Source organism: Clostridium sp. CTA-19, from assembly GCF_054767855.1.
The window spans coordinates 1-15,985 of the sequence record NZ_BAAABH010000024.1; the positions used below are offsets into that span (position 1 = coordinate 1).

General features: G+C 28.8%; 9 protein-coding genes. All 9 read right to left on the bottom strand.

The window, feature by feature from the left end; genetic code table 11:
• Positions 1–592: 592 nt before the first annotated feature.
• The 9 genes from ACYUE0_RS13040 to ACYUE0_RS13080 all read right to left on the bottom strand — a co-directional run bounded on the left by ACYUE0_RS13040 (position 593) and on the right by ACYUE0_RS13080 (position 15,834).
• Entirely contained in the window at positions 593–1,444 is an 852-nt protein-coding gene (locus ACYUE0_RS13040; RefSeq protein ID WP_061996741.1) for a 3-hydroxybutyryl-CoA dehydrogenase, read from the bottom strand.
• 506 nt (positions 1,445–1,950) lie between these two features.
• On the bottom strand, positions 1,951–2,952 hold the full coding sequence (locus tag ACYUE0_RS13045) for an electron transfer flavoprotein subunit alpha/FixB family protein (protein ID WP_460270921.1): 1,002 nt from the start codon (positions 2,950–2,952) through the stop codon (positions 1,951–1,953).
• A 25-nt stretch (positions 2,953–2,977) separates the two neighbouring features.
• Positions 2,978–3,757: an electron transfer flavoprotein subunit beta/FixA family protein gene (locus ACYUE0_RS13050; protein ID WP_061996737.1), complete on the bottom strand. Its 780-nt coding sequence runs from the start codon at positions 3,755–3,757 to the stop codon at positions 2,978–2,980.
• Positions 3,758–3,770: 13 nt separating this feature from the next.
• Complete coding sequence (locus ACYUE0_RS13055) at positions 3,771–4,910, bottom strand: acyl-CoA dehydrogenase (protein WP_460270923.1); 1,140 nt, start codon at positions 4,908–4,910, stop codon at positions 3,771–3,773.
• Between the two features lie 105 nt (positions 4,911–5,015).
• Positions 5,016–5,795, bottom strand: coding sequence for a short-chain-enoyl-CoA hydratase (locus tag ACYUE0_RS13060; RefSeq protein ID WP_061996733.1), 780 nt, complete (start codon positions 5,793–5,795; stop codon positions 5,016–5,018).
• 496 nt (positions 5,796–6,291) lie between these two features.
• Positions 6,292–6,933 (bottom strand): redox-sensing transcriptional repressor Rex, encoded by a 642-nt coding sequence (locus tag ACYUE0_RS13065; protein WP_061996731.1) that lies wholly within the window; start codon positions 6,931–6,933, stop codon positions 6,292–6,294.
• A 1,232-nt stretch (positions 6,934–8,165) separates the two neighbouring features.
• Positions 8,166–10,079: a ribosomal protection-like ABC-F family protein gene (gene abc-f / locus ACYUE0_RS13070; RefSeq protein WP_061996730.1), complete on the bottom strand. Its 1,914-nt coding sequence runs from the start codon at positions 10,077–10,079 to the stop codon at positions 8,166–8,168.
• A gap of 1,323 nt (positions 10,080–11,402) precedes the next feature.
• A complete protein-coding gene (locus tag ACYUE0_RS13075; RefSeq protein ID WP_460270925.1) occupies positions 11,403–15,206 on the bottom strand; it encodes a S8 family serine peptidase in 3,804 nt (1,267 codons plus the stop codon).
• A 103-nt stretch (positions 15,207–15,309) separates the two neighbouring features.
• Positions 15,310–15,834, bottom strand: coding sequence for a hypothetical protein (locus tag ACYUE0_RS13080; protein WP_460270926.1), 525 nt, complete (start codon positions 15,832–15,834; stop codon positions 15,310–15,312).
• Positions 15,835–15,985 lie beyond the last annotated feature (151 nt).

The window sequence follows — 15,985 nt, forward strand, 5'->3', positions numbered from 1 at the left end:
AATTTTATTGATAAGCTTTCGGTTTCACTGTGAAAATAACTTAAGGAAATTATACTTCGGTACGCCTGTCCTTCTTGTTATGGCTGCACATTTTGAATTTAGCTTTAGTTAGATTTATATCTTCAATTCAACATTTATGCCCTTAAATTGAAAAGAAACTGGAATCCAGTTTCAACCTTAACTCTTAACTATTAATTCTTAACTCTTAACTATTTATAAGGGACTGGCTAACTTCTCTTACTTATTGTAACTAAATTTAAATAGCTACTATCTATTTTATGGGTATACACCATTCGCGCCTGTCCCATTTGTTACGGCTGCAAAACTGAATTTTAGCTTTTCTTAGTTTTATCTCTCAAACTCAAATTTTACTCTATTAAATTGAAATAAACTAGACTAAAATCCAGTTTCCTCCTTAACTGTTAACTGTTAACTCTTAACTAACTAAACTCCAGTTTCTTCCATCATTGTCAATTGTCCTTTGTCAAATGTCAATTCCTAATTAATTGTCCTTAACCATATTTGCAATGAATATTTTTTACATAAAAAAAGAACTTGAGATGTTCTCAAGCTCTTTATATTTATATCAATTTTATTTGTGATAATCATAGAAACCTTTTTTAGTTTTTCTTCCAAGGTATCCAGCTCTAACATATTTTCTTAATAAACTGTTTGCTCTGTATTTAGAGTCTCCAGTTTCTTTATACATAACTTCCATTATTGCAAGACATATATCAAGTCCTATTAAGTCACCTAATGCTAAAGGTCCCATTGGATGGTTTGCTCCAAGCATCATTGCTTTGTCTATATCTTCTACAGTTGCTATACCTTGGTCTAATATTCCAACTGCTTCATTTATCATTGGGATTAATATTCTATTTACTACAAATCCTGGACCTTCTTTTACTTCTACAGGGTCTTTTCCTATATTTTGTGTTAATTCTTTAACTGCGCTAAATGTTTCATCTGAAGTTGCCATACCTCTTATGATTTCAACTAATTTCATTATAGCTGCTGGGTTAAAGAAGTGCATTCCTATAACTCTATCAGGTCTGTTTGTACAGCTAGCTACTTCTGTTATTGAAAGTGAAGAAGTATTTGTAGCAAATATTGTTTCTGGCTTACAGATTTCATCTAACTTACTGAAATAATGTCTTTTTGTTTCCATATTTTCAGCTATTGCTTCAATAATTAAATCAACATCTTTAACATCATTCATATCTAATGTTCCGTTGATTCTTCCTAAAATTTCACCTTTTACGTCTTCTGTAATTTTACCTTTAGTCACTAATTTAGTTAAAGTTTTATTTATACCTGCTAAATTTACATTTTGGAATTTATCCATATTTCTTACAAGCATTGTAACTTCATAACCTTTTGTAGCAAGTACTTGAGCTATTCCAGCTCCCATAGTTCCGGCACCGATTATACATATTTTTTTCATAACAAAACCCCCCAATTTTTAGTTGAAGCTGTTTAAATATATGACCCACTTAAAAATCCAATAGCTTATAAGTGCCCGATATACAAAACAACTAACTTAAACCTTATTTTTTTAAGTTTGTATTATTTTTAACTATCATAGATAAAACTTAATGATAATTAATAATCGATAATCAAAAATAAAATTTTTGATATTTTTTAAATAATTTTTATATTATTAACTTATTAATTATCTATTATTAACTACCATGTTCATTACTATTTATATAATCTTTTGAGCATATTATTACAACTCTTTATAAGAATTGTATATTTAACCTAATGTTTATTCTTTATTTTTTAACTAATTTATAAAAATTTTATGTGTTTTTTAGATTTTAAAGTGAGTCTTTATTTAAATCCATTTAATTATTTTTCATATGCTTAATTTTTAAAGATGGAATTTAGGAATAATTCCTAAATTCACATCTTATTTGGTTATTATAAAAGTGTTATATTAACCACTTATTATTTCATAGCTTTTAATTGTTGAACTAATTCTGGAACGATTTTTTGATAGTCTCCAACTAATCCAACGTCAGCAACTTGCATTATTGGCGCATCAGCATCTTTATTGATTGCTATTATATAGTTACTATCTTGCATTCCAGCTAAATGTTGGATAGCTCCAGATATACCACAAGCTATATATATTTGAGGTCTTACTGTTTTACCAGTTTGTCCAACTTGTAGTGCTTTATCTATCCAGCCATTATCAACAGCTGCTCTTGATCCTGATAAAGTTCCGCCGATTTCATCAGCAAGTTCTTTTAATATATCAAAGTTTTCTTTGCAGCCTACTCCTCTACCACCAGATACTAATATATCAGCTTCGATTATGTCAGCTACTTCTTTTAATATTTTCTTAACTTCTAAAACTTGAGTTCTGATATCAGATTTTTCTAATTTGAAAACAGCTTTTTCTATTTTAACTTCTTTGTTTGTATCTTTTTCAAGTTTTTCGAAAACTCCAGGTCTAACAGTAGACATTTGTGGTCTATTGTCTCCACACATGATAGTAGCCATTAAGTTACCACCAAATGCAGGTCTAGTCATTAATAAGTTTTTGTTTTCAGGATCTATATCAAGTGCTGTACAGTCAGCAGTTAATCCTGTTGATAATCTAGCAGCAACTCTTGGACCTAAGTCTCTACCTATAAATGTTGCTCCTATGAATATTACTTCTGGTTTATGACTATTAGCTAAATCAGTTATAACTTTTGCATATCCATCAGTAGTATAATGTGCAAGTTCTTCTTTATCAGCTAATAAAACTTTATCTGCTCCATAAGCAGTTAATTCTTTAGCCATACCTTCAACATTATGTCCTATTAATAAAGCTGTAAGTTCAACTCCTAATTTGTCAGCTATTTCTCTACCTTTTCCTAAAAGTTCTAATGAAACTTTTTGTAATTCTCCGTCTCTTTGTTCTGCAAATACCCAAACACCTTTGTAATCTGCTATATTCATGGTTTTACCCCTCCTATTTTTCCTACTAAATTAAGTGTTTCTCTTTTAGTTTACCTATTGCAATTGAAGCTGCTTCTTTTGGTGAAACTGTAAATATTTCACCTTCTCCTTTAGCTTCTTTAGCCCAAGATTTTTTAACCTTTGTAGGTGAACCTTTTAATCCTAGAAGGGCTACATCTACATCTATATCTTTAGCAGTCCATACTTTTATTTCTTTATTTCCTAATTCGAATATATTTCTTATATTCATATATCTTGGTTCATTTAAAGTTTCTATTGCTGTTAATAGAACTGGTGTTTTAACTTTGATGTATTCATATCCATCTTCCCAAGCTCTTCTAACTTTTAATCCCTCTTCTAAAACGTCAACTTCTTCAACGTATGTTATTTGTGGTAAATCTAAATGTTCTGCAATTTCAGGTCCAACTTGTGCAGTATCTCCATCAATTGCTTGTCTTCCAGCAAATATTACATCATATTCTAATTTTTTGATTACTCCAGCTAATGCATGTGATGTAGCTAAAGTATCAGCACCAGCGAAAGCTCTGTCTGTTACTAATATTGCTTCATCAGCTCCCATTGCTAAAGCTTCTTCTAAAGCTTTTTGAGCTTGTGGAGGTCCCATTGTAACAACAGTTACATGAGCACCGTGTGAATCTTTTAATCTTAATGCTTCTTCTAATGCACTTTTATCATCTGGATTTATTATTGAAGGAACACCATCTCTTATTAGAGTTCCTGTTTTTGGATCTATTCTAACTTCAGTTGTATCTGGAACTTGTTTTATACAAACAACTATTTTCATCGTTAATTACCCCCTATTTTACAAGACTTCCTGCAATAACCATTTTTTGAACTTGAGAAGTACCTTCATAAATTTCAGTTATTTTAGCATCTCTCATCATTCTTTCTACAGGATAGTCTTTAGTATATCCGTATCCACCAAAGATTTGAACAGCTTTAGTTGTAACATCCATAGCTGTATTAGCAGCAAATAATTTAGCTCTTGCAGCTTCTACTGTGTATGGTAGCTTACTATCTTTGTTATAAGCAGCTTTATAAACTAATTGTCTAGCAGCTTCTATTTGAACATCCATATCTGCTATCATCCATTGAAGACCTTGGAATTTAGATAATGATCTTCCGAATTGTTTTCTTTCTTTCATGTAAGCTACAGCTTCGTCTAAAGCACCTTGTGCAATTCCTAAAGCTTGAGCAGCTATACCAATTCTTCCTCCATCCAATGTTTTCATTGCGATTTTGAAACCTTGTCCTTCTTTTCCAAGTAAGTTTTCTTTTGGAACTATACAATCTTCAAATACTAATTCTGTTGTTGAAGAAGCTCTTATACCTAATTTTTCTTCAACTTTTCCTATTGAAAATCCTTTGAATTCTTTTTCAACTATAAATGCTGAAATTCCTCTTGTTCCTTTAGATTTATCTGTCATAGCGAATACTATAAATGTATCTGCAACTCCACCGTTAGTTATGAATATTTTAGAACCATTTAATATATAGTTATCTCCATCTAGAACAGCAGTTGTTTGTTGTCCTGATGCATCTGTTCCTGCGTTAGGTTCAGTTAAACCAAATGCTCCTATTTTTTCACCTTTTGCAAGTGGTGTTAAATATTTTACTTTTTGTTCTTGAGTTCCGAACATATCTATTGGAGATGCACATAATGAAGTATGTGCTGATAAGATAACGCCTGTTGTACCACAAACTCTTGATAATTCCTCAACAGCCATAGCATAAGAAACGTTGTTTCCACCTGCTCCTCCAAATTCAGTTGAAAATGGAATACCCATCATATTGTATCTTGCCATTTTCTTTACATTTTCCATTGGAAATTCTTCTGTTATATCTATTTCAGCGGCAATAGGTTTTACATCTGTTTCTGCAAACTCCCTTACCATTTGTCTTACAAATTCTTGTTCCTTAGTTAATGAAAAATTCATATTCCCCATTCCTCCTATTTAATTTTTAAAAGGCTAATTTTTTTATTTTTTTAAACTTCAAACTTGATTTTCCATTACAATTACGTATTAAAATAAGTTAAAGGATTACATATTTTTAAAGTTTTTATCCCTTTTCTCTAAAAACGCTTTCATACCTTCTTTTTGGTCATAAGTACTAAAACACATACCAAAAGCTTCTGATTCATAATTTAATGCACTATCAATGTCCATTTGCATACCTTTGTTTATTGCTTCTTTACAAAGTTTAACTGCTACTGGTGCATTGCTACATATTTGTTTTGCCATATTCATAGCTTCTTCCATTAAAACTTCTGGTTCTACAACCTTATTGATAAGGCCTATATTAAATGCTTCTTCTGCTTTTATTATGTTAGCTGTGAATATCAACTCTTTAGCTTTGCACTCTCCCACAAGTCTAGCTAATCGTTGAGTTCCACCAAAACCTGGTGTTATTCCAAGGCCAACTTCTGGTTGTCCAAACTTAGCTTTTACTGATGCGATTCTAATATCGCAAGCCATAGAAAGTTCGCAACCTCCACCTAGAGCAAAACCGTTAATAGCAGCAATAACAGGTTTGTCCAAAGTTTCTAATCTTCTGAAAACTCTGTTTCCAAGTATTCCAAAGGCTCTTCCTTCTAATGCATTTAACCCTTCCATTTCTGAAATATCGGCTCCTGCAATAAAAGCTTTACCTTCCCCAGTTAAAATAACAGCATAAATCTCATTGTCTTTTTCAATTAAATCAATAACATTGTCCAACTCTTTTAAAGTTTCTGAATTTAAAGCATTTAATGCCTTAGGTCTATTAAATTTTACAATACCTATGTTTCCATCCTTTTCAAGGATAATATTTTTAAATTCCATAATGCTGTCCCCCATGAATATTTTCCCACAAATTGTTATATAATTCACAATTTTTACTAAAAATAATAATTGAAGTCCATCAACTTCAATTACTATTATATCCTCACTGGTATATATTTGCAACATAAGTTGATGATTTTTTCTGAATTATTTTAATTAATTATTAATTTTAGTAATTTTATTTGTTTTAAAAATTAAAACAATTTGTGTTTTTCTTTAACAATGTAAAGGCTCTACACACTTTATCAGCATATTCTTTAATTAAGATTAGTACAGAAAAGTTTTATAAAACCTGATTTTCATTACATCTCATTAAATAATGTATGATTTATTTTTTTTATTATGTATTAAAATTCTTTCATTTTTTAAACATTTTGTGTATTTATTAACAAAATATTTACTTTTATTTTTTAACCTTAAATCTCTTTTTTTCTACAAAAAGTGAAAAAGATCATCTTAATTTCAGTTTTTAGTTTTGATGACCTTTTCACAAAAATTATTCAGTTATTTTACTTTCATTTAGTAAATAACTTAAAGTCATTAAACTTTCGCTTAAATGAACATTTTCTACTATTACATCATTTGGCACTTTTAAATCTACTGGTGCAAAATTCCATATAGCTTTAATTCCTGATGATGTTATAATATCGCAAACTCCTTGCGCTCTTTCTTTTGGAACACAAATTATTGCAATATCCACTTCATTATTTTTAATAAAGCTTTCTAAATTATCTATATCTTCTATAGATACATCTCTTATTCTTAAACCAATTAATTTAGGATTTATATCAAATATTGCCTTTAAATCAAAGGACATTCTTTGAAAATAAGTATAATTTGCTATAGCTTGCCCTATATTACCTGCACCTATAATTATTGTGTTATATTCTTTATCTAATCCTAAAATTGAAGATATTTGTGCTAATAGTTCCTTTACATTATAGCCATATCCTTGTTGACCAAAATCACCAAAACAATTTAAATCTTGTCTTATTTGCGATGCTGTAAACCCTATTTTTTCACTTAATTCATTAGATGATATTCTATCCACATCATTTTCTGCAAGTTCTTTTAAATATCTATAATATTTAGGAATTCTCTTTATAACTGCCATTGATATATTTTTCTTTCTATCCAAAAAAAACACCTCCAAAAATATATTTTTAAAAGGTAAATTTAATAAAATAATCGTCTATGATTATTTCAAATCTTTGTACCTAATCACAAAGATTCTTTCCTTTTTACTTTTAAATTGTATCTATAATAATTAAATCTAATATAGGTCTCAAAATAATATCTTAACTTATACATTTTAAAGTTTAGAAGCATGGTTATAGGATTCCAATATAACCTTTTAAATTATTCATTAAAAATTTTGGACACCTTTCAAAGTGAGTACATACTCAATAATGTCTAAAATTTTAAAATATATATAAACTAAAATTTTTCTATATTTTATAGGATTCCAAGTTGACTTTTAAAATTACCCATTCCAAAATTTGGATATCTAAAATAGTGAGACATGCTCTGAATCACTTAGAATTCAACACTACATTTTGTATGAAAATATTTTAAAGTTATTGAATAAATTTAAATTCGAGCTTGTTTCCCTATATCAATAAGTTTAAATTAGAGTTGTTTCACAAATATTTCAATTTAATTATTGCTCGATTAAAGTTTATTTTACAATTTTACAGAATTATAGTATTACTTTATTCATATATTATGTAAAATAATATTTTTTATTTTATAATTGTAAGTTTCATTTCAAAATTATTGTATCCATATTTAATAATATGTATAATTTAAATCTAAAAATTTATATAGTAAGACCATAATTAATAAAATATCGTTTATATTTTACCATATTACTTGAAATTTGTTTATATATATTTTCAAAATTGTTTCATTCTTTTCTTTATTTTCTCAATATTCACCTTGTTTTTTCAATAAATTTAAACATTTATATATAAATCTTAATTTTTTTGTTATTTATTAAACTAATCCCAATGCATCAAATTTTAATTTTAAAATAGACGAAACACATACTATAAATATATGTTTCTAAATAGAAATATACCTTAACTATACCTATTTTCCATTTATTTATACATTAATTTAAATTAGTCATTATATCTTAATTAAATAATTAAGATGCAAATTTTTGTACAAATTAAAAGAAACATAAAAATTATTGGTTTTAACATATAAAAAAACTTTTAGTATTACTATAAGTATAGCAAATAGTTATTATATTACCTATTTACTATATACTTTATCACTTTAACTGCATTTTTACATAACTGATTTAGATTAATTTAAATTTAAAAGAAACTGGACTAATCCAGTTTCTTCATAAATTCTTAATTATTATAAATTCTCTTCCCATTCTTCATATAAGTTAGATAATAATTCTTCCTTTTGCCCTAATAATTCATTTACCTCTACACTTTTTTCTGGATTAGAATATACTTCTTCTTTGCAAAGTAATTCTTGAAGCTTTTCTATTTCACTTTCTGTTGTTGCTATTTTTTCCTCAAGATTTTTTAAATACTTTTGAACTTCTCTTTGTTTTTTCTCTTCTTCTCTTTTTTTCTTTTTATCTAATTTCATTTGAGTTTTCGTAATTCCACTACCTTGTTCTTCTTGTTCAAATCTTAATGGATTATTTTTTTTCTCTATATAATAGGAATAATTTCCTAAATACTCTTTTATTCCATCTTCATTAAGTTCAAAGATTTTATCTACTACTTTATTTAAAAAATATCTATCGTGAGATATCACAAGTACTGTTCCATCATAAGATAATATAGCATCTTCTAAAGCTTCTCTTGAAACTATATCTAAATGATTTGTAGGCTCATCTAGAAGTAAAAAGTTATTTTGCGATAGCATAAGTTTTAGAAGGTTTATTCTACATTTTTCTCCTCCACTTAACTTTTCAATCTTTTTAAATACATCGTCACCTCTAAATAAAAATGCTGCAAGATATGTTCTTATTTCGGTTGTGGTTAATTCAGGGAAATCATCCCAAACCTCATCTATTATTGTTTTATTTAACTCTAAATTAGATTGTTCCTGATCGTAATAACCTATGTTTACATTTTTACCTAATACCTTAGTTCCACTATTGGGTTGTATTTCGTCCATTATTATTTTAAATAATGTAGTTTTCCCTCTACCATTTTCACCTATAAGTGCAATTTTATTTTCTCTTTTTATATCCATATTAACGTCTGTAAATAATACTTTTTCCCCATAACTTTTGCTTAATTCTTCAACATATAAAACATCATTTCCACTTTTTATTTTAGTTTCAAAATTAATTCTAGATGCCTTTTGATCTTTATGTGGTGCTTCTATTCTTTCAATTTTATCTAATGCTTTTTGTCGACTCTCTGCTGCTTTAATACTTTTTTCACGGTTAAAAGACTTATATTTTTGAATTATTTCTTCTTGTCTTTTAATCTCTGCCTGTTGCAAACTAAATGCTTTTAGTGCCACTTCATAATTTTTCTTTTTCAAATCTATAAATGCTGTATAATTTCCATTATATATTTCAGCCATACCATGTGATATTTCTATAGTTTTATTAGTAACTGCATCTAAGAAAAATCTATCGTGGGAAATTATAACAATGCTACCCTTGTAGCTTTTTAAATATTCTTCTAACCATTCTATAGCATCTAAATCTAAATGGTTTGTTGGCTCATCTAAAAGTAATATTTCTGGCTTTCTAAGTAAAAGCTTACAAAGAGCTACTCTAGTCTTTTGACCACCGCTTAATATGTTTATTGACTTTTCAAAATCTCCTTCAAAAAATCCTAGTCCTTTTAAAACTCTGCTTATTTCACCTTTATAAGTATATCCACCTCTATGCTGATATAACTCTGTTAAAGTTGTATAATCCTTTATTAACTTATTATGATAATCAGCTTTAGCCTCGTCATATGGTTCATTCATTTTTTCTTCTAATGTCTTCATCTTTCTTTCCATATTTAAAAGTTCTTCAAAGACTAATAGTAATTCACCATATATGGTATTATCTGACTCTAGCGATAGATTCTGAGATAAATACCCTACTTTTTTACTTTTATCTATAAAAAGTTCTCCACTATCATATTCCATCTGTGAAGTTAGTATTTTAAATAATGTAGACTTACCTGCTCCGTTGGCCCCTATAAGACCTATCTTTTCTCCTTCATTAATACTAAAAGTAATATCTTTTAAAATAACATCTATTCCAAAACTCTTATGAATTTTATTACAACTTAAAACTATCATTGTTTTTTCTCCTTTACTATAGTAATGCTAATTTGTATATATTTAAATTCCTACTTTATCAATTGTAGGTAACTGTTTTTTTACGCATAATTATATTTTACTATAATACCATTATTTTTTACATTACTTTATTTGTTTAGTTAATATTTTGATATAAAATTAAAAACATTAACTTCGATTTGTATGTATTACTACTCACTTCGTTCATACTAATACTAAACGTACCTTTAAATCTACAAAAATAAAACTTCTAAATAAGTAATTATCCAAGATTTTTATGCCATCACAAGAGGGACAGGTTCGTTTGTATCTATTTTCTTCGTTTAAACTATAGATTCCACAATTGCTGTATTCCCATAATAAAATAAGTGAAGAACCAGTACCCCTATTTGGGTTTTAGTGAAATTTTTAAACAAGCAATTGCCCCTAGTGTTGACTCCATTACAAATGGGACAGGCACGGTAAGTTTATTTTCTTCACTAACATCTGATGCTCTCCTAAATTTATATTACTAACACAATAGCTCAAAGCCAGTCCCGAACAATTCCAAAGAAACTGGCAGTCCAGTTTTAACCTAAACTCTTAACTGTTAATTTTTAACTCTTAACTAACTAAGGGACTGGCTAACTTTTTTATTTATATAACTAAATTATAAGAGCTACTATCTATTTTATGGAACTACATTAGTCGTGCCCGTCCCATTTGTTACGGCTGCAACCCCTGAATCTAACTTTGTTTAATTTAATATCATAAACTTAGAATTTACTCCCTCTAATTCAAAGAAACTGATACTTCAGTTTCAACCTAAATTGTCAAATGTCCATTGTCCATTTTCTAAGACTCTCTACCTCAACTAACCAATCAATATTACAAGTATCACTTCCACCACAAGAGGGACAGACGCGTAATTGGTTACTTTACTATCCTTTAGGCTTGATACTTTTGTTAATTTTAGTTTCTCTCCAATACTGCTCCAAGTCGGTCCCCAACATCTACGCAGCAAAGCTGCTATCTTAAGGACCGGCTTTAATTGCTTTAGATTTTATTGATAGCCTTTCGATTTCACTGTGAAAATAACTTATGAAAAATATACTTAGGTACGCCTGTCCTTACTTGTTATGGCTGTGAACTTTGAATGTAACTTAATTTAATTTAATTTCTTAAATTTAGAATTTACTCCCTTAAATTCTAAAGAAACTGGTAGTCCAGTTTCAACCAACATTGTAAATTGTCCTTTGTCCATTATCAATTTTTAACCCAATTGTCCATTGCCAATTTTTTTAACTCTTTCCACTAAAAAAAGCCCCGAAGGGCTCTTTTTTGTTATCTAACTACTTGTAATTTTAATTCTGTTTCATTTCCATTACTATCTACAGCTTTTAGTAATATAAAGTCTCCATTTTTAACATCTTTCACATCTACTGAGAAGTCATATCCGTTTACTTCTGGTCCAACAGGTGTTGGATAATCTGATACTTTAATAAGTTCACCATTTACATAGAACTTATAACCCCATAGATTATCATAAACCCTTCCTTTTAATGTAACAACATCACTAGTTGCAGTTATCTTATTATCTACTACTTCTGGACTTTCTATTTCTATTACTGGTTTAATAGTATCACAGCTAATTTTATATGCATGATCTTGTAAAACCTTGCCATTATAATCTACAGCTTTAATATTTACTACATTTATTCCTTCACTTAATTGTAATGATTTAGAGAAATTAACTGTTCCATCATTATTTATAGCTAAATTAATTTTTTCTCCATTTATAATTAAGTCTTTTATTGGTCTATTTATCTTACCACTTATAGTATATTCATTTTGATTTACAGTGATTTGACCTTGACTAAATACTTTATCATCAAATGTTATTGATGCTGGTGGTATTTTTCCTACTGGTATAACAGTTGAAACTCCACCTAAGTTATTTGCATAATCAAATGCACCTATCTCTATTTGATTTAAAGTGTTAGCTTGCAATCCAGTTATAGTTTTGCTATAAAGTCCTGTCTTGCTATCATAAGTTGTTTCTGCATTAGTAGCTTCAACATTTAATGCCCCATTTATAACTACAGGGAATTGACCTTTTTCATTTACTCCAGATAACTCATCATTAGCTTTAAAGTAAAGTTTTATAGAACCATCTTCTAAATTTTCATATTTTGCGACCTCAACATTTGGTCCAACTGTATCAACTTTAACTGGCATTTCTACTACTTGCTCCTGTGCACTTTCATAATCTACTTTTAATTTAACTTTATAAGTGTAACTTCCATCTGAAACATTTACATAACTACCCTTAGATTTATCAAATACTTTACCATCCCAAGCTAACTCATCAGCTACTGCTGGAGCTTTTCCATCATTTTCTGAAATTATTTTCTTTGTATAATTTTCTGTAGTTCCTAAATTTCTAACTAATTTTCCATTTGCATCTACTATTTCTACTGATACTGATTTGGCATTTCTCATTAAATATAATGCTGGGTAAATTATGTCATTTACAGAATCCTCATTAGGACTTATAGCTATTTTAGAGCTATCATATTTATTAGTTTTATCTTCATTTTTGCCTACAATACCCATTATAGAATCTTCTGCATTAACTTTAGTAACAGCTAAGTTTTCAATTAATACGCCTGGATATTCCCCAGTTGCTTTTAATGTTTCAACTAATATATGCTTATCTTTATCCCATGCATTATTAGTTGTTATACTTTCCTTACCCCAATCACCATAGTATCCTAAATATGGTATTGCCAATGCTGGTACTTTTTCATTCTTAGGTGTAAATTTAATAAATCCTTCTAAATATCTATCTTCTGATAATCCACTGCCTATCTTTAATGTTACATCTACTTTAGCATTTCCCTTAGCTGGAACTTTAATTTTATCACTGCTAAATTCTAGACTAGCATCTTTTTTATTCAAAGCCTTATCTCTTATCATTTCACCATATTCAGTATTTTCATCTTGAGTTAAAACTCCACCTAACTCTTCAACTTTATATTCTATATCTTCACTACCATAGTTTGTTAAATCTAAAGTAAATGTAGCTTTATCTCCTCTTATTTCTTTAAGTGCAACAGATGCTTCCCCATTGTTTGTTACAGTAACTCTATTTCTTATAGCATCTTCAACTTGAACAAGTCCTGCACCTTGTCTTCTTGGAGAATAAGGAACATTCTTTAAAAATTTATCCATTTTAACACTTGAAGTATTCATCATTATATTTTTAGCATAATCTATAAGTTCTCTACCTTTAAGTTCTGGTGCATATTCTTTAATAGCTTCCATTAATAAAGCCATTGAACCTGCTGCATGTGGAGCTGCCATAGATGTTCCGCTCATAACCCCATGCTCACCTTCATTTAAAGTTGAGAAAATTTGTCCACCTGGTGCTGCCACTTGAGGTTTAAATTCTAAGCTAGGTGATGGACCCCAAGACGTAAAATCTGAGAAATCTGAACTATTACTGTTTTCACCTATAGCATTTTTTAAATCTCCATTAAATAAAATTGTATCTTTTTTCATAGCATTTAATAAATTTTTACCAGTAGTATTTCCTACACATATAGCTGGTATTTTAATATTTGGATCTGTAGCCATGCTTATAAGTGATTCATCACCATCTTTATTGTATATAATTATACCAACGGCACCGTTCTTTTGAGCATTTAGTATTTTATCAATAAAGAACAACTCACCTCTTTTTACAAGAGCTATGTTTCCCTTAGCATCTTTAAGTTCTTCTGGCTTTCCAAATCCACAATCAACTATTTTATGATTTTTATTAAACATATCTTTATAATTAACTTGATGATCTTTAAAGCTTCCTTCAGTTACAACTTTTCCTTTACCATCTTTAAATACAATCACTTGTTCTGCAACGTTACTATTTTCATAACTTGCAACCATTAATGCATCCTTAGCTAATGCAGGAGATCCTACAGTTATTTGATCATTTAACATGCCAAGTCCATAAGGATCTGTTGATGCAGAACTATTTCCTGCTGAAACTACAACCATAACCCCTGAATTTGTAGCTCTTGTAATTGCATCTTGAACTGGATCTGAATCCTCTCTATATCCTGATGGAGAACCTAAACTCATATTTATAACATCTGCACCTAATGTAACCGAATCATCTATAGCTGCTAATTGGTCATCTGAATAAGTATATTTTCCAAGTGGTCCATTAGAAAATATTTTCATAGCTAACAATTGAACTTCTGGTGCAACCCCTTTTACTGATTCATTAGTATCAATTAATTTATCATCTCCATCAGCACCAACTATCCCAGCAACGTGAGCACCATGAGGGCCTTTTGAATCCCTTAAATCTACTATTTGTTCATTTCTATCAGCATAGTTATATCCAAAAGGAATTTTTTCAGTAAAATAAGTATTAGCATTCTTATCAGCCTTTAAAATTCCACTTTCCTTAACTTTTTCAACTTCATCTTTCTTTAACTTCAATTTACTATTATCTTCTGGATTTTTGAAATCCTTATGTTTATAATCTATTCCAGTATCCAGTATAGCTACAACCATACCTTCACCTTTTAAACTATATTTTTTCCATACATCTTCTATTTGAGTAAGCTTCTTTGCACTATTCATATCTTCAGTATATTTTTGTGCTTCTGTAACTTTTCTTACTCCATTTACTTCTTCTATTTGTTTTATATCTTTTCTTTTTACCTCAGCGCTAAAACCATTAAATACATTAGTATAACTATGTCTTACTTCTACGCCTTCTATAGTTGCAACTTCATCTCTAACAGGTTTTTGAGCTGCTTCTACCTGACTAGATTCTTTTTCTGTTGGTCTTAATCCCTTAGGAATCATTTCTTGTGCTGACTTTCCATTGACTTCAACAATTACTCTAACAACTTCTTCCTGATTTTGATTATCTTTAAGTATAGTATCTGACTTTACTAACTCATTTTTAAAGTTGTTAATTATTTGTTCTTTACTCTCCACTGTTAATGGCATATTTAGAAGTTTTTCAACTTCTTCTGCCTTTGCCATACTTGGAATTGAACCTACTGTCAATGATGCTAACAGTGCAACTGTCATAACTTTTGATAAATTTTTTTTCAATTTGTTATTCATAAAAGACGATCCCCCCTTGAATCTTTACATATATTAAAAAGAAATCTCTTAAATTTAAGAGCTTCCTTAATATTCTTGACCATTACCCCTTTATATTTAGTTTTTATTCATATTCAACCTTATTACTTTCAACATATTGAAATAATACGTCTCCCTCCATTATTGGTTGAACTTCGCTTGTTGTTCCAACTATTCTTGCTCCAAAATTATCTCCAGTTTTAGTTATTTTTTTATATGTTATAGTTTGACCTTCTTTGAATTCCTTTTGATTTGAAACATCATATTCTAAAACTTTAATTTCACTTCCGTCGTAATTTAATTTTTTTAAAGATGTAACAATCTCCCCATTCTCATTTCTTTCATACTCTATAATATAAATCTCATCATTTTTTTTACTCTCTATAGCTTGTATAAAATTATCCATTAAATTCATATTTATAATTTCTTCTGAATATCCTTCTTTTATCTTAATTAAAAAATTTTTCTTTGTTGCATTCTTTATGCTATATTCTTCTTGAACAAACCCAGATACACCCTTTGTCTTATTATTTTTCATATAATAAATGCCTCCTATAATCACAACTATCAATATAGTTAAAATTATAATTAAACTTTTTTTATCTTTCACAAATTTACCTCCTATTTTTAACTACATTTTTTAAAAACATATAAAACTGATATACCTTTTTCAATTAATAAATATTAAAATCTAAATCTAAAATCATCCTTGAAATTATATACATTTTTCAAAAATTATATATAAATTATATTTATCTTCT